11 protein-coding genes are annotated in these 16,462 nt (G+C 63.7%); 10 read left to right on the top strand and 1 reads right to left on the bottom strand.

All coding sequences use genetic code 11. The features are described from left to right. Positions 1–79: 79 nt before the first annotated feature. The 8 genes from ASE90_RS11420 (at position 80) to ASE90_RS11385 (ending at position 12,196) form a co-directional block, all read left to right on the top strand. The gene (locus ASE90_RS11420; protein WP_056000449.1) at positions 80–346 is read left to right on the top strand and encodes a hypothetical protein; all 267 of its coding nucleotides are present in this window, start codon (positions 80–82) and stop codon (positions 344–346) included. A gap of 24 nt (positions 347–370) precedes the next feature. Beyond that, on the top strand, positions 371–1,189 hold the full coding sequence (locus tag ASE90_RS11415; protein ID WP_082449743.1) for a phage antirepressor N-terminal domain-containing protein: 819 nt from the start codon (positions 371–373) through the stop codon (positions 1,187–1,189). 1,147 nt (positions 1,190–2,336) lie between these two features. Beyond that, positions 2,337–3,422 (top strand): ROK family transcriptional regulator, encoded by a 1,086-nt coding sequence (locus tag ASE90_RS11410; protein WP_235520057.1) that lies wholly within the window; start codon positions 2,337–2,339, stop codon positions 3,420–3,422. A 237-nt stretch (positions 3,423–3,659) separates the two neighbouring features. Beyond that, positions 3,660–4,622 carry an ROK family protein gene (locus ASE90_RS11405; protein WP_056000842.1) on the top strand — a complete coding sequence of 321 codons (963 nt, stop codon included), beginning with the start codon at positions 3,660–3,662 and terminating at the stop codon, positions 4,620–4,622. After that, on the top strand, positions 4,615–5,991 hold the full coding sequence (locus ASE90_RS11400; protein ID WP_200910869.1) for a sugar porter family MFS transporter: 1,377 nt from the start codon (positions 4,615–4,617) through the stop codon (positions 5,989–5,991). Before ASE90_RS11405 ends, ASE90_RS11400 begins: the two co-directional genes overlap by 8 nt. Beyond that, the gene (locus ASE90_RS11395; RefSeq protein WP_056000441.1) at positions 5,988–7,493 is read left to right on the top strand and encodes a glycoside hydrolase family 32 protein; all 1,506 of its coding nucleotides are present in this window, start codon (positions 5,988–5,990) and stop codon (positions 7,491–7,493) included. Before ASE90_RS11400 ends, ASE90_RS11395 begins: the two co-directional genes overlap by 4 nt. Positions 7,494–7,598: 105 nt before the next feature. After that, positions 7,599–10,427: a TonB-dependent receptor gene (locus ASE90_RS11390; RefSeq protein ID WP_056000438.1), complete on the top strand. Its 2,829-nt coding sequence runs from the start codon at positions 7,599–7,601 to the stop codon at positions 10,425–10,427. A 266-nt stretch (positions 10,428–10,693) separates the two neighbouring features. Then, positions 10,694–12,196, top strand: a complete 1,503-nt coding sequence (locus tag ASE90_RS11385; protein WP_056000435.1) for a glycoside hydrolase family 32 protein — start codon at positions 10,694–10,696, stop codon at positions 12,194–12,196. Positions 12,197–12,422: 226 nt separating this feature from the next. Here ASE90_RS11385 and ASE90_RS11380 read toward each other — a convergent pair whose 3' ends face one another. Next, the gene (locus tag ASE90_RS11380) at positions 12,423–13,085 is read right to left on the bottom strand and encodes an XRE family transcriptional regulator (protein WP_082449740.1); all 663 of its coding nucleotides are present in this window, start codon (positions 13,083–13,085) and stop codon (positions 12,423–12,425) included. A gap of 74 nt (positions 13,086–13,159) precedes the next feature. Between ASE90_RS11380 and ASE90_RS11375 the strand changes: the two genes are divergently transcribed. Both ASE90_RS11375 and ASE90_RS11370 read left to right on the top strand, forming a co-directional pair. Beyond that, positions 13,160–13,516 carry a transcriptional regulator gene (locus tag ASE90_RS11375; protein WP_056000429.1) on the top strand — a complete coding sequence of 119 codons (357 nt, stop codon included), beginning with the start codon at positions 13,160–13,162 and terminating at the stop codon, positions 13,514–13,516. A 125-nt stretch (positions 13,517–13,641) separates the two neighbouring features. Further along, positions 13,642–16,314: a toprim domain-containing protein gene (locus tag ASE90_RS11370; protein ID WP_056000427.1), complete on the top strand. Its 2,673-nt coding sequence runs from the start codon at positions 13,642–13,644 to the stop codon at positions 16,312–16,314. The last annotated feature ends 148 nt before the right edge of the window (positions 16,315–16,462 follow it).

The following is a 16,462-nucleotide window of genomic DNA, read 5'->3' as shown; positions in this document are numbered from 1 at the left end:
AGCTCCATGTAATTACATGGAGCGGTCCGGAAGATGTTGGAGCATCAACCGGACCTAACCCGAACCTAGGACGTGACCCATGGCTCAAGCTGCTACCCAGACTACCCGGCGTTCCCTGAACGAGGAAGGGCATTACGCTATCACCGAAAACGAGTTCATGAACCTGACGCTGGTGCGCGATGCGCTCGCCGGAGTTGCAGAGCTTGCCTTCGACGGCCGGCTTGAACGAGCGACAGAGACGCCAGAAATCACCTGCCACAACTTGTCGGCGCTGATGCTGGTCCTCAGCGATCGGTTGGGCACCATGCTCGACAACATGACCTTCTCCCACGGTCGCCGCGGCTGAAGCTGGACCAGCAGGAGGGTAGGCATGGCAACCAGCATAGAACTCGTACCATTCGACAAGCAGCAGATCGCAACGGTCCGCAACGATAACAGCGTTTACGTCGTCATGAAGCCGATCGCCGAGGGCCTCGGGCTAGACTGGTCGTCACAACATAAGCGCATACGCAATCATCCCGTGCTGGCTAGAGGTATGGTCGTCACGACCATACCTTCGCTAGGAGGCGGACAGGAAAGCGTGACGCTGTCGCTAGAGTGTTTCCATGGTTGGCTTGTGACTCTGCACCCCGATCGCGCTCAGGATGCGACGATCCGCGAGCTGATCATCCGTTATCAAGAGCGCGCGTTCCGGGTGCTGTTCAACCACTTCCACGGCGCGGGCCAGCTACCGGCCGCGATGCCGATCCAGTCGCGCATTGCGATCCAGAACCAGATCCTGCGGCTGACCGCAAAGCTGCAGCACACTCGTAACCGTACCGAACGCCGCGTCATCCACGCGATGATCGGCGATCTCTGCCGCGACATCGGCATGGCACCGCCGGCAATGAACGATCTGGGCTTCGATGCCCCGCATCCCTCTGATGCGGTTGCACCTTTCTGGGCAGGAATCGCCGAGCTGAAGCGACGTGGTGTCGTGTTCAACCACAGCCGGACCAGCGGCCTGCTGGCCATCAACCGCACCGGGCTGGCAGAAGAGTTCAAGCGAGCGGGCATCACGCTGAAACTCGACTCCCAGCTCGGCCGGGCGCTGCGCGCCAGCGATCCGCGCTACATCGCGGCGAAGACAGTCAACAGCCGCCTGACCGGGGGCGGCATTCACTGCTGGGTCTTCACCGACACCGACTGAGCTTTGCCCCGACGGGGGAACCGAGTACAGGAAAGGGCCGGAACGCGGATGCGCGCTCCGGCCCTTCTGCCGTGCGCTGTCGTCGCCGGCCAAGGACGAACCTCCCCGCCGACAACACGGCTTGGGAGGGGGGTCGGGAAAAGTCTTATCTCCTTTATCCCCCGGTTTTACTCGCCAAAAAACGGCGGAAATCCGCCATTTTCGATGTAACACGCTCGGCGTTATCGCTTCCTACATGCCCCCGGCAAAAACACTTATCCCACTGTAAAGAAACGATATTCTCAAACCAAAATATTCGAAACTAAGTCTATTATCAGTAACGATGGGATAAGCGTCTTTGTAACGTCCCAAGCCGTTGATTTTGCACGACTGTTCGGGAGATAAGAAGTTTCCCGCCTCCCCCCTGCCTACTAAACCACCTTCGAAAACGCGCACGATATGGACGTTTTCGGGCGCTCGCTGACCAGTTTTCGCCGGCGATCGCGCGCCGGGGTTGGTGCTATCGAACGCGTTCACACGGGCCGTCGCTAGCATCCCGTCCAGCTGCGTCGATCTGCGTCGCGGGTGCGACCAAGAATGGCGGCATTCTGCCCAGCTTTTCCGCCGGTTTCGCTAGAGGCGTTGCATGCGTCGAAAGCGCCACGAAAAGCGCGCGGGCGAGGCGGGGGGAAAAGCGTGTAATTCGGGGTCGCAACGCGAGCGGGCAGTGTCCATCTTGATGCTGACCATCGAACGCACGGACTTTGTCCTGGCCCGGCACGCTGACCATTGTGCGCTACGAGTAGCGGGAATTCGCGTCCGCCGTACTCGCGGTAGCACGGTCGAATGCGCCGTGAAGCGAGCGGGACCGTCCGCCCTAGCGATCGCTTCGGGAATTCGTGTCTGAGCCCGACTGCCGCGGCTCAATCTCGCGTGACCGGACCTCGGGAACACCAGCGGTACTGTTCGGCTCCGGCCTGTCAGGACGCCAATCTTTGCCAGGATCACGCCTTTTTCCCTACCGGGGCTGAACCGTCGCTCGCGAGATAAATTGCTACAAAGCGCGGTATTCTCCGAGGAATCCTGTGTATGGCATGCTCAGATGAACGGTCGAAATGGAGCGGATGCCCGTATGCATATGGCGCGAAAGGGCACGAACGCTAGCGGGATGAGGCGGTATAACGAACGGCTGATCCTGTCGGCGATCCGGCGATTGAACGGTGCTTCAAAGGCCGAACTTGCGCGCGTAACCGGGTTGTCGCCGCAAGCGGTCGTACGGATTATCGACGAACTCGATAGCGACGGCTTGCTGTTCCAAGCCGAAAAGCGCACCGGCGGCATGGGGCAGCCGGCCACGGTTTATCGCATCAACGGCGCGCGTGGTTACACGGTTGGTGTCGAGATCGGGCGCAATGCGATGACGCTGGTCTTGCTCGATTTCGATGGTCAGCAGCAGGCGCTGCAATGCGATGCGAGCCCGTTTCCGACCATCGATTTGGCGGTGGAGCGGATCGGCCGGTTTCTGCACGAACAACTGCCGGCATCGCTGCGCGAGCCCGGTACGTTTCTGGGCATTGGCATTGCCATGCCATGGTTTCTGGGCGAATGGCGCGACGAGTTAGGCATTTCCGAACGTCAGGCGGCGGAATGGCGGCGGGAGGATGTGGCCGAACGGCTGCGTGCCGGGCTGAACTGTCCGACCTTTTTCGACAATGATGGCAATGCCGCGACGCTGGCGCATTTGTTGTGCGGGGCGGGGGGCGACCTGCAAAGCTATCTGTTTATCAACCTCGGTACCTTTGTCGGCGGCGGGCTGGTGGTGGCCGGGCAGGTTGTGCAGGGGCGGCATGGCAATGCCGGGGCGCTGGCTTCGATGCCGGTCATGGTCGACGGCCGACGCGATTCGCTTATCCATCATGCGTCGCTTTACGACCGCGACCGGGCGACGACTCCCGCCGCGCTGGAGGGTTGGCGTCACCGCTGTACCGAAGCGCTGACCTTTGCGATTGCAGGGGCCAACAGCCTGCTCGATCTGGAGGCTGTAATTCTCGACGGATCGCTCGACGCGCACGAGCTGGCCGGCATCGCCGCAGCGGTCGAGCGGCAGCTTGCCGCCGATGCCCCACCAGATTTTTTTGCGCCTGACATACGGGTCGGAACGCTGGGGCAACGGGCGGCAGCGATCGGGGCCGGGTTGCTGCCGCTGCACGCGCAATATTCGCCTGATCTCAGTAGTTTGTTCAAGCGCGCCTGACCCCGCCCAACGCGATCGCAATACTAGATATGCCGCTTTTCCTCACGAAGCGCCAAGGCTAGTTAGCGGTAACAGCAAACGATTGTCACCCAAGACACTGATAACGCGCTAATTTCTCCCCTTGACCTACTAAATCACCTTTGTAGATTTAGTCGTACGGACCGTGAAAAGCGGCGGCGAGGGGAGAGTGATGATGAGGGTGGGTTCGCGTCGTAAAGGCCGGGCAGGATACCGGTGGTGAACGAACCACTGCTGCTGGGTGGGATTGAGGCGGGGGGCACGAAGTTCCTATGCGCCGTCGCCGACCGTAATGGGACCATCCTGACCGAAACTCGAATTGCCACGACCACCCCGGCCGAAACGCTGGGCGCGGCCACCGCCTTCTTCCGCGATGCGCGGCGCGACCATGGCGCACTATCGGCATTTTCAGTCGGCAGCTTCGGACCGTTGTCGCTAAACCCGCTGGCCGGGGATTACGGCTACATCACCTCGACGCCTAAGCCGGGTTGGGAGAATGTCGACCTGCTGGGCACGCTCCGCGAGGGCGTCGATGCACCGATGACGCTCGACACCGACGTTAATTGCGCGGCGGTGGGGGAGCGGCTGTTCGGCAGCGGGCAGGGGCTGGACAGCTTCTGCTATGTCACCATCGGCACCGGCATCGGCGTCGGCCTGCTGATCGGCGGTGCGCCGCATGGTGGGGCGAACCATCCTGAGGCGGGGCATATCGCGGTGCCGCGCGCCGCCGGTGATGCGGCGTTCGCCGGCATCTGCCCGTTCCACGGCGACTGTCTGGAAGGGCTGGCATGCGGGCCGGCGATGCGGGCGCGGTGGGGCGTTCCGGCCGAACAGCTTCCCGCTGATCATCGGGCGTGGGATATCGAGGCGGACTATATCGCCGCGCTGTGCGCCACGCTGACCTATGTCATTCGGCCCGACCGGATCATCGTCGGCGGCGGCGTGATGCAGCCGCAAATGTACCCGCGCGTGCGCGCTGCGCTGGTCGCGAAGCTCGCCGGCTATGACGCCAGCATGCGGACGATCGACATGTGCGACTATATCGCCGCGCCGACTGCGGGCGCATCGGCTGGGCTGACTGGGGCGCTGGCGCTCGCCTATCGCACCGCGACCCGGCAATGGCCGATGCACTGGCGCACTGCTGAACCCTTTCACGTGAACAAGGAGACCGCCGATGCATAGCGTCGCGACGCCGGGTGGCCGGCAGGATGTGGACGATGCACGGGCGACGACCGCGATCGTGCTGAGCGCGGCCGGCGCGGCATTGGGCGGGCTGTTGTTCGGGTTCGATACCGCCGTTATTTCCGGCGCGACGCAGGCGCTGCAGGAACGTTTCGCGCTGACCGATGCGTCGCTGGGCTTCACCGTCGCCTCCGCGCTGATCGGGACGGTCATCGGATCGCTGGTCACCGGGGCGCCCGCCGACCGCTATGGTCGCAAGGCGATCATGCTGTCGGTCGCCATCGCCTATGTCGTGTCGTCGCTCGGCACCGGTCTGGCGCAGAGCTGGCCGATGCTGATCGCGTTCCGGTTCCTGGGTGGTCTGGCGATCGGCGCGGCGTCGGTGGTGACGCCGATCTATATCGCGGAGGTATCACCCGCGAAGTTTCGCGGGCGACTGGTGGCGATGAACCAGCTGAACATTGTCTTGGGCATTCTGATCGCGTTCCTAAGCAACTATCTGATTGCGCAGTCGCTGCCGCCAGAAGTGGCATGGCGGTGGATGTTCGGCATCGTCGCGGTGCCGTCCGCGTTGTTCCTTGGGGTCACCTTCCTACTGCCCGAAAGCCCGCGCTGGCTGGCGGTAAAGGGCGAGAAGGGGCAAGCGATCAAGGTCATGACTCGGCTAGGCTTTCTCGACCCGCAGGCCGAGCTAGCGCGGATCGAGGCGGCGGAGCGGCGCGACGTAGCGCAGGGCGACACTCGCTTGTTCCAGCCTGCGCACAGCTTTCCGGTCGCCTGCGCCATCGCAATCGCGCTGTTTAACCAGCTGTCCGGCATCAACGCGCTGCTCTATTACGCGCCGCGCATCTTCGAACTGGCCGGGGCGGGTGCCGACAGCGCACTGTTGCAGTCGATCGCGGTCGGCGGCACCAACCTGGTGTTTACTGTTGCCGCGTTGTTTTTCATCGACCGGTTCGGCCGGCGGCCGCTGCTGCTCGTTGGATCGATCGTTTGTGCCGCAGCGCTGCTGATGGTCGGGTTCCAGCTCGAACGCAGCACGCCCAACGGCATGCTGATCCTAGGCGGGCTGCTCGCCTTCATCGCAGCCTTTGCCATCAGCCAGGGCGCGGTGATCTGGGTGTTCATTTCCGAAGTATTCCCCAGCCACGTGCGCGGCAAGGGGCAGGCCTTAGGATCGACCACCCACTGGGTCGCCGCGGCGGCGATTACATGGCTGTTCCCAATCGTGGCGAGCGCGGTCGGCGGATGGGTCTTCGCCTTCTTCGGCGCGATGATGCTGTTGCAGTTGGTGTGGACGGTGCGGGTGATGCCGGAGACGAACGGCGTCGCGCTGGAAGACATGAATCTGAAGGGAAATGCGGCATGAAGCGGCTCGCGATTCTCGCCATGACTGGTCTGATGCTCACCACCGCCGCGTCGGCACAGCGACCCGATCCGCGCCCGGCCTATCACTTCGCGCCGGCTGCCAACTGGATGAACGATCCCAACGGCCTCGTTTATTACGAGGGTGAGTACCATCTGTTCTACCAGTATAACCCACATGGCGACCGCTGGGGCCATATGAACTGGGGCCACGCGGTTAGCCGCGATCTGGTGCATTGGCAGGAACTGCCGATCGCCATTCCCGAAACCGGCGACGTTATGGCGTTTTCGGGCAGCGCGGTGGTCGACTGGAATAACACGACCGGGTTCGGCAAGGGCGGCAAGCCGCCGCTGGTTGCGATCTATACCGGCCATAATCCTAAGGCGAAGCTGCAGTCGCAATATGTCGCGTACAGCAACGACAAGGGCCGGACCTGGACCGTTCATGGCGAAGTGCTGAGCGTAGGATCGCCTGAATTCCGAGATCCCAAGGTGTTCTGGCACGCTGCGACCAGGCGATGGGTGATGGTCGCGGTGATGGCGCTGGAGAACCGTGCCGTCCTGTTCACCTCGTCCGACCTGAAGCAATGGACCTTTGCCAGCAGCTTCGGCCCCGCCGGTGCGCGCGGCAAGAACTGGGAATGCCCCGACCTGTTCGAGCTGCCGGTCGAGGGCGGCACCCCGGGTGAGAAGCGCTGGGTGCTGGGCATCAACCTGGGCGACAATGCCGTCGGTGGCGGTTCGGGCGGGCAGTATTTCGTCGGCGATTTCGACGGCAAGCGGTTTACTACCGTTCCCGGTTGGCCGGGCGAGGCACACTGGATGGATTACGGCGCGGATTTCTATGCCGCCGTGTCGTGGAACGACTTGCCGAAGACGGATGCGCGCCGGATCTGGATCGGATGGGCGAACGACTGGCGCTATGCCGAGGCGATCCCGACTTGGCCGACTCGCGGGCTGATGACCGTGCCGCGCGAAGTGACTTTAAAAAAGACACCCGCCGGATATCGCATCGCGCAGATGCCGGTGCGCGAGGTCGCGACGCTGCGCGGCGCGCGGCAGGACTTCTCAGCGACGCTGGGCGAGACGCCGACCGAGCTGCCTATCGCGGGTGGATCGGCCGACCTGACCATCGACCTTGACACCGACACTGCCGAACAGGTCACAATCGCACTGACCGACGAACAGGGGTATCAGACGCTGATCGGGGTCAATCCTGGCGTGGACGAACTGTTCGTCGATCGCACCCGGTCGGGGCCGCATTTCCACGACGGATTCGCCAACCGCCATATCGCTCCGGTCGACCTGAAGGGGCGCAGGATACGCCTGCGAGTGCTGGCCGATGAATCGATCCTCGAAGTCTATGCTGCGGATGGCACGCGGACGATCACCGATCGCTTCTTTCGCGGCGGTGGACAGCTTCGTTGGAGCGCAATGGCGCGCGGCGGGGCGGCACGCCTAACGATGCAGGCGTGGCCGATGACGGCGAAGGCGGCGGCGCGATGACATGATCCGCTTCGTCAATACGGCGGCAGCGACCGTACCGGGCTGAACGCCCGCCCAACCGCTGCACTGAACAACTAAAAAAAGAACGGAAATCTGGGAGGATTTATGCCGAAGACGTTGCTTGCCTTGCTGACATCCAGCGCCCTTGTACCGCTGACCGCCATTCCCGCGCATGCTCAGGCCACGGCTTCCGCCGAACAGGCCGCGCCGACCGAGCAGGCCGAAGCTGACGCCGCGCCCGAAAACGACAGCAGCGCCGACATTATTGTCACCGGCTACCGCGCCGCATTGGGCTCGGCGCAGGAGATCAAGCGTAACTCTGCGTCGATCGTCGATGCGATAGTGTCGAACGACATCGGCAAGCTGCCCGACAACAACGCGGCCGAGGCGATTGCGCGCGTCACCGGCGTCACGGTCCAGCGCTACAACGACGAAGCCGGCGTGATTCTGGTGCGCGGGTTGCCCGACGTCACCACCACCTTCAACGGGCGCGAGTTCTTTTCAGCCGAGGACCGCGTGCTGCACTTGCAGGACTTCCCGGCGGGCGTCGCGGCGGGGATCGAGGTCTATAAATCAGGTACGTCCGACCTGATCGAACCGGGCCTGGCCGGCCTCGTCAACTTGCGATCGCGCCGTCCGTTCGACGTGAAGGATACCGAGATCGCGGGCGAACTGCGCGCATCGTATAACGACCAAGCGAAGGCGTTCGACCCGGCAGGCAACCTGCTCGTCACGAAGCGGTGGGATACTCCGATCGGTGAGATCGGTGCGCTGGTCAACGTCAGCTATGTCCGCTCGACGTATCGCAACGCCGATCGCTACGCCGACAGCGCCGTGATTTCGCCGCGCGGCTTCGGTGCGGACGATCCAACCGATGATCTTAAGGTCACGACGCCCGGCGTCGGCAACGACTTCCGCTTTCCGGCCAATGCTGGAAATTTCTACGAAAAGGGTGTGCGGCATCGTCCGGCCGTGAACGGTACAATCCAGTGGCGGCCGACCCCGAACCTCGAACTATTCGCCGAAGGGCTGTGGCAGGCTTATCGTGGCGAGGTGCTACGCGACGCCTTCAACGTCAATTTCGAACGCCGCGACGTGAACGGCGTCGCTCCGACGCTCAGCAATGTCGTGCTGGTGCCGGGTGAGCCGAACAAGGCGGCGAGCTTTACCAAGACCGGCGGCTATGTCCCCGAATTCTATCGGTCGACCCAGAACGACAGCACCGATACGTGGCAGGCGGCAACGGGTTTCAAATGGACCTCCGGCCGCGCGATCCTGTCGGGCGACTTCGCCTACACCAACAGTAAGTACAAGGCGTCGGAATACAGCCTCGACGCGCAGCTGGCATCGGCGCCGACGATCAACGTCGACTGGGACGTGCGCGGATCCGCGGTGTTCGATCTCGGAGGCTATGCGATCGACAACCCTGCCAACACCCGTTGGCGCGGCTATTACCAACGTGATTTTGTGACGAAGGGCGACGGAGTGCAGGGTCGGATCGACCTTGACCTTGAAACCGAATGGAGTTGGCTGCCGCGTCTGCAATTCGGCTTCCGTGCTAGCGATCGGAATGCATCGTCGCAGAACAACAACCGCTATGCCTATACCGCCGGCCTGGACATTGCGCTCGATAGCCTGCCGAGCGGCAGCCTTGGCCTCATCACCGATGGGTTCCGTGGCGATCCGCAGCGGTTCCAGAATTGGCTGGCCCCCAGTCGCGACGGCATTCGCGACAACGGCGAGGCGCTGCGCCTGCTGGCGCTGCAATCGGTGCAGCGCGCGACCGTGTTGTTCCCGTTCGACAACGGCATTCGCGAAGCGGTAACGAAGTTCGCGACCGCCGACATCCCCTATGATCCGCTGGGTGGCTTCACCGCCAGCGAGGCGAGTTATGCCACCTATGGCCAAGGCAAGTTCGATGTCGATGTGGGCGGGATGCGGATCGACGGCACCGTCGGCGCGCGCATCGTCAACACCGACGGCACCTATCGCGGGTTCAGTCGGGTGCAGGCGGCCGACGGCACGGTCGGCATCGTCCCAACCACGACGCGGCAGAATTACGTCGACGTCCTGCCCTCCGCCATCGCCCGCGTTCGCTTCTCGAACGAATGGCAGATGCGGCTGGGCTATACCCAGACGCGGACCCGGCCGGGGTTCGGGCAGCTCAACCCGTCGATCAACATCACCCGCAACAGCGTGGGGCCGGACGGCACGCCGCCGGTGTTCGACGCGACCGGCTTCGGCGGCAATCCCGACCTGCGCCCGTTGACGTCCAAAAACTACGATGCCAGCCTCGAATGGTACTTCTCGAAGAACGGATCGGCGTCGGTCGCCGCCTTCTATCGCGATCTGAACGGCTTCATCGGCTATTATACGCAGGTTGTGAACGATCCGATCTATGGCCGGGTGCAGCTCAATCGGCCGGAGAATGCCGGCAACGGTCGGATCAAGGGGGTCGAGGCGTCGCTCCAGACCTTCTTCGACTTCCTGCCCGGCGCGCTGTCGGGGTTCGGCGTACAGGGGAACGTGACGTATCTCGACGGCACCAATCAATTGCCGCAGGTACTCGGCGAGGGCGACCGGCAGGTCGAGATCACCGGCCTGTCGAAATGGGCGTACAATCTGACCGGCTTCTATGAAAAGGCCGGCATTTCCGCCCGACTGTCGTACAACTGGCGGTCGCGGTCGACCAGCAGCTACAACCGCAACATCAACGAGGAACAATATGCCGGTGAACTGGTCCAGCCCGTCTCGCGGCTCGACTTCTCGGCAAGCTACGATGCGTTCAAGAACATCTCGCTGGTCGCCAACGTGAGCAACATCCTGGCGCAACCATTCAAGAACTATCGGTTCTACAATGAAACCCAGTCTTTCGGTCGCGACTTGCGGGTCGAGGGCCGGTATTTCAGTCTCGGCGTCCGCTTCAAGATGTAGGGCCGGCGGTGGCGCGCATCGCCGCGCCGCTGCCCCTTTGCCGTCCGACTACCCCAACCCCCCGCGCGAACCGTCGGAACAGGCGGCGCGCGACCCATGTCGCGCGGCCATGCACCGCGCGCGGAGAGGATATCATCATGCCATCGATCGTTTCCCGGCGTCAGACGCTCGGCTTGCTCGCGACCCTCCCTATTCTGCCCGCCTGCGGCGCATCAGGCGATGGGGGCGGCGGAGTGGTCTCAACGCCCGGTCCGACTTCGGCCCCGGTGCCGACTTCCACCCCGACGCCCACCGCGACCGCCACCACCGCCAGCGCTCGGCCGCGCTATCACATCGCCGCGCCCGATGGCGGGTGGATCAACGACCCGCAGCGGCCGGTGCGGATCGGTGATGGCTGGACGATGTGGGCGCTCTACAACCCGACCTGGCCCAATGGCGGCACCGAATGGCGGCGCTGGACTTCGACCGATCTGGTTACCTGGTCTGATCGCGGGGTGTCGATCCCGCGGCGGACCACGTCCTTCGGCGACGTGTGGAGCGGCAGCACGGTGATCGACACCAACAATACCGCCGGGTTCGGTGCGGGCACGCTGATCGCGCTCGCGACGATGCCCGCCGACAATGCCGCCGGACAGAACCAGTCAACCGCGCTCTGGTATTCGCGCGACGGCGGGGCAAGCTTCACCTTCCACGCGATCGTCCATCCCAACTTCCCGGGTAACAAGCCGTTTCGCGATCCTACCGTGTTCTGGCATGCGCCCACGTCGCGCTGGGTGCTGACCCTTTCGGAAGAGGGCAAGATCGGTTTCTATACCTCGCCCGACTTGAAACAGTGGAGCTACGCGAGCGGCTTTGGATCGAACCTGGTCGGCGGAGTGATGGAATGTTCGCACCTTTTCCCGCTACACCTGTACGAAGCTGACGGGACGACGAAGGGCGACAAATGGGTGCTGCTGGTCGGCGGCGACGGTACGTCGGGTGGGTTTACCATCGGCACCTATTACTGGGTCGGCAGCTTCGACGGCACGACCTTCACCGCCGACAGTGCGACCGGCCAATGGCTCGACGGCGGGGCTGATTATTACGCGGCGGTGGTATGGCGCGATCCGCAGGCGGCCGATCCGTTGGCCAGCGCCTATACGCTGGGCTGGATGAACAACTGGTCCTACGCCAACACCCTACCGGCACCGTATGGCTATCGCGGCCAGCTGAGCATCGTCCGCCAGATTCGCCTGCAACGCACCTCCACCGGTACCCCTCGGTTGCGCATGTCACCGATCGCGGCACAGAACGGCGCGTTCCAGCGTGTCGTGACCGGGACCGACCAGACGATCACCGACGGCAGCGACTATGTCTGGCCAGCCAATGCCGGCATCGTCGCTGGGCGGATCGACCTGACGCTAACCCGCGTCGGTACCGACTGGCCGGGCGGGGCATGGCTGTCGGTACGCGGCGGCGAAGGGTATTTCACCCAGATCGGCTTCGAACTGCGCGACAACCGGATTTTCGTAAAGCGCGACACGAGCGGCCCCAACGGAGCGAACAACGTAGCATGGCGGCAGAATCGCAGCGTTCCGTACGACGCCGCTAGTGGAACGGTAACGGTCAGCCTCTTCCTCGATGTCGGCTCAATCGAGGTGTTCGTTAACGGAGGTGAAGGTGTCATCTCCGAACTTATCGCTGCGCCATCAAGTGCGACTGGATTAAACCTGAACGCAAGCGGCGGTTCGCTTCGCGTGTCCGAAGTTAGAATTTTAGAAAGTTCTTGAGGCGAATGCCTCTAATCAAAAGCGTGTCGAGGAACAAAGGCTTCTGTGGAATCAATTTAACGTCCTGATCAATCGTTGTGTTGTGACTGGCACGGCCGGACGTCCGGCCGTGCCCAACATTAAGCCGTTGACGAAGATATGAACGGGGTCATCTGCGCTTATCGCAACCGATACTGGCACGCGCACATACTCGGCTCATATCGAAAATTCCCAGCGGCCAAGAAGCTCACAGCCTATCGGCCCGCCAAACGAGGCGCCCGATAACGCGCAGATTTTCCGTCTCGGCTTGGTCATCCGGGACCGCCCGGTTATCCGCCATCAGCACGAAGGTGCCGTCGGGTTTGGCACGGATGCGCTTGACCGCGATCATGCCCTCGACGGCAACGACGTAGATCTCGTCCTGCATCGCGATCCGGTCCTGCGCCCGGTCGACGAGACACAGTGTGCCGAGGCGCAGCGTCGGCTCCATGACGTCGCCCTGAATCTCGAAAGCGAAGACCTGGTCGAAGCGGCCGCGGATCATCGGCTCGATCCGCTCGCGCCGAAACGGCTCGAACCGCGGCGTGGTCGTGGTGCTCGGGCCGCCGACGAGCTCGCTGAGGTCGAGCAGCGGCACGAACACTTGCCCGAACTGCTCGAGCACGGTCTCGAGCGTCGGCAGCGGCACGGCCCCCTCGGACGGATCTTCGGTCTCGCCAATGAGATAGGCTGGCGTGGTGCTGAGCTCGCGAGCGATGCGGTGGAGGTGGGAGGTCCGCTGCGAAGCGCCCGACACGAGCTTGGCGATGGTGGGCTGGGCAAGGCCAAGCCGTCGCGCCAGTTCGGCCTGCGACATGCCGACTTCGTCCATGCGTGCCTTCAGGCGAGTTGCGAGCGTCATCCCGTCCATCTATCACTCCAGTTATGGCGCGCTACTACATAGCGGCTATTGACCAATGTATTCCTGTGGCTAATAGTACGCCTATGCAGACGCTACCTCCCGACCCCGGTCACCTCACCCCGCACGAAGCGCTGCTGGAGGCGGTTCGCATCGCCGGCGGCCAGAACAAGATCGCCGCCGTATGCGACGTCAGCCAGCCTTCGGTGTTTCGCTGGATCCACAAGCACAAGCAGGCGCCCGCCGCGCGGGTGCTGGCGATCGAGGCGCGTACCGGTGTCTCGCGTCATCTGCTGCGTCCCGACATCTATCCCCGCGATGGTGCGGCAGGGGCGGTGGTAGCCGCTGTGCCGGGCGCCGTCGCATGTAATCCGGGCGATGTTTTCTATCGCCCGAATACCGCCAACGATAACTGCTGCTGTCCCTGTCACCGGCGGGACTGACCCGCTGAACCTCTGACGACCGACCGGCGGTGCCGGTCGCATTGTTGCTCTTCCGACCTTCTCCATTCTCCGCCACCCGGTAGCGCACGTGCTTTCCGGGACCGGCATCGCCTTGTCAGGATCCCATGCGCCCCGATCTGCTGTCCGATGTCACCACCAGGCTGATGGCCGAGTTCGGCTTCGTCACCAATGGTGCGTGGCTGCAGAAGGGCCGCTGCCCGGAATGCTCGAAGCGCGAGGTCTACGCGAAAGCGGAGAAGCCGTGGCTGCTCAAATGCGGCCGACTCGAGCGCTGCGGGTGGGAGGGCCATGTAAAGGACCATTACCCTGAGCTCTTCGACCACTGGTCCAACCGCTACCAGGCCAACGACGCCAACCCGACGGCGGCGGCCGATGCCTATCTGCAGCACGGGCGCGGCCTGTCGCTGCTCGGCATCCGCGACGCGTACACGCAGGAGTATTTCCGCCAGGGCGACATCGGCTCGGCCACTGTGCGCTTTGCGCTGCCGGGCGGCGGGTGGTGGGAGCGGCTGATCGACCAGCCTTCGCGGTTCGACCGCAAGGCCCGCTTCGCGCCCGGCAAGAGCTATGCGGGCCACTGGTGGGCACCGCCATGGCAAACAACGCCCAAGCTCGCTGGCGCGCTGGAGATATGGATATGCGAAGGCATCTTCGACGCGATCGCGCTCAACAACACCGGCGTGATCGCTGTGTCGGCGATGAGCTGCTACAACTATCCGGCGCTGGCGCTGGCCGAGCTGCGCAAGGCGATTGCCAACGGACCGACCCCGAACCTGCGGCCCAAACTCATCTGGGCGTTCGACGTCGGCAAGGCAGGCGCGGAGTACACCCGCCGCTTCGTGGCGCAGGCACGGCTCGAGGGCTGGGAATGTGGCGCGGCGCAGCCGGTCGCGGAAGGCGAGGGCGGCAAGCTCGACTGGAACGACCTCGCGCTGCGCGATCGCCTCGGCGCCGACAAGCTCGACACGTACCGGTGGAATGGCGACATCCTCATCGCTGGCACCGCGATCGACAAGGCGCACCTGATCTGGTGCCGCGAGGGCTGGGCGAGCTTTCCGTTCGTGTTCGAGACCCGCCAGTTCTGGGCGAGCTTCGATGCGGCACGCATCGCCGAGACCATCGCGTCCTATGCCGACAACCCGCAGGTGCGTGACCTCGACCCCGAAGCCAAGCGCGAGCTGGCGGCGCGGGAGGCTGGCCTGGTGCGCGAGATCGCCAACTGCACCTTCCGCGCGCTGTACTATCAGCGGGACGAAGCTACCGACGACAGCTGCTACTATCTGCGCGTCGACTTCCCGGTCCGCCAGAACCGCATTAAGGGGACCTTTTCCGGTGCGGCGCTCGCCGCCGGCGCCGAGTTCAAGAAGCGGCTGATCAGCCTTGCCCCGGGCGGCATCTGGACCGGTACGACCCAGCAGCTCGACCGGATCATGCAGCGCCAGCTGGCCGGCATCCAGACCGTCGAGGCAATCCACTTCACCGGCTACTCGGCCGAGCATGGCGCGTACGTCTTCGGCGATATCGGCGTCGCCAGCGGCCGAGTCGTCACGCGCAACGAGGACGACTATTTCGAGTTCGGCCGGCACGCGGTGAAGCTGCGCTCGAACGAGCAGCTGCTGCGCCACATCCGCTACGACCCGGACCAGCTCAACACCGCCTGGGTCGAGCCGCTGATTACCGCCTATGGCCCCAAGGGGCTCGTCACGCTCGCCTTCTGGTTCGGGGCGCTGTTCGCCGAACAGATCCGCGCCGAGCAGCAGAGCCTAGCCTTCCTCGAGATTACCGGCATTCCGGGGTCGGGCAAGTCGACGCTGATCGAGTTCCTTTGGAAGCTCTACGGCCGCGCCGGGTTCGAGGGGAACGACCCGGCCAAGACCACCACCGCCGCGATGGCGCGGATCCTCGGGAAGGTCTCCAACATGCCGGTCGTCCTGATGGAGGGCGACCGCGACGCCACCACGCCGCACGCCAAACGGTTCGAATGGGACGAGCTCAAGACCGCGTACAACGGCCGCTCGGTCCGCGCCCGGGGCGTCGCCAATGGCGGCATGGAGACCTTTGAACCGCCGTTCCGCGGGGCGATCGTCATCGAGCAGAACGACCCGGTCAACGCATCACCTGCCATCCTCGAGCGAATCATGCACATGGAGTTCGACAAGACTGGTTGGGGGCCAAACACTAAGGCCGCCGCCGAGACGCTCGCTCGGATGCCGATCGAAGACGTCTCAGGGTTCATCGTTCATGTCGCGCGGCGGGAAGCCGAGCTACTCAAGGTCTACCGGCAGAGCTTTCAGACTGCTGAGAAGGCGATGCTGGCGCAGCCTGAGGTTCGCAACGGGCGTCTTGCCAAGAACCACGCCCAGCTCGTCGGCATGCTCGACGCGCTGGCGACGATCGTGCCGATCCAGTCGCGTGACCACCAGGCCGCGCGCCAGCTTATCGAGCGGATGTTGCTTGAGCGGCAGCGGGCGATCGCGGGTGACCATCCGATGGTCGAACTGTTCTGGGAACGGTTCGACTACATCCAGGGCTGCGAGCCGCCCGGCTTCAGCAGTCCGATCGACCACAGTCGCAACCCGGACGTGATCGCGGTCAACCTGACCCAGTTCGAGCAGATCTGTGGCGAGCGTCGGTTGCCCCTACCGCCGATGCTCGAGCTCAAGCGCCACCTCAAGACATCGCGCATCCGCAAGTTCGTCGGCGCCAAGACCGTCAACTCGCGTGCCGATCGCATCCTGCACTGCTGGTGCTTCGAACAGGCGGGAGCCGCGAAGTGAACCACTCAAATTCCTCAGCCCACCGTGAGGTTCGATAATGGCTGTTCGGGCACTTATCCGGGAAGCCGATCTTCGGCGCTGGGCACGGATCGCTCGCGAGGAACGGGTGACCATCCATGGTCGCATCGACGGCAAGGGCGGCGTGACG

The organism is Sphingomonas sp. Leaf67 (assembly GCF_001421965.1).
GTDB lineage: Bacteria > Pseudomonadota > Alphaproteobacteria > Sphingomonadales > Sphingomonadaceae > Sphingomonas.
This window is presented reverse-complemented; position numbering and strand designations above follow the sequence as displayed.

Bases quoted from the DNA above. Each gene is read 5' to 3' on its own strand.
- ASE90_RS11420 (WP_056000449.1), top strand. From the start codon at position 80: ATGGCTCAAGCTGCTACCCAGACTACCCGGCGTTCCCTGAACGAGGAA.
- ASE90_RS11415 (WP_082449743.1), top strand. From the start codon at position 371: ATGGCAACCAGCATAGAACTCGTACCATTCGACAAGCAGCAGATCGCA.
- ASE90_RS11410 (WP_235520057.1), top strand. From the start codon at position 2,337: ATGAGGCGGTATAACGAACGGCTGATCCTGTCGGCGATCCGGCGATTG.
- ASE90_RS11400 (WP_200910869.1), top strand. From the start codon at position 4,615: ATGCATAGCGTCGCGACGCCGGGTGGCCGGCAGGATGTGGACGATGCA.
- ASE90_RS11395 (WP_056000441.1), top strand. From the start codon at position 5,988: ATGAAGCGGCTCGCGATTCTCGCCATGACTGGTCTGATGCTCACCACC.
- ASE90_RS11390 (WP_056000438.1), top strand. From the start codon at position 7,599: ATGCCGAAGACGTTGCTTGCCTTGCTGACATCCAGCGCCCTTGTACCG.
- ASE90_RS11380 (WP_082449740.1), bottom strand. From the start codon at position 13,085: ATGGACGGGATGACGCTCGCAACTCGCCTGAAGGCACGCATGGACGAA.
- ASE90_RS11375 (WP_056000429.1), top strand. From the start codon at position 13,160: ATGCAGACGCTACCTCCCGACCCCGGTCACCTCACCCCGCACGAAGCG.
- ASE90_RS11370 (WP_056000427.1), top strand. From the start codon at position 13,642: ATGCGCCCCGATCTGCTGTCCGATGTCACCACCAGGCTGATGGCCGAG.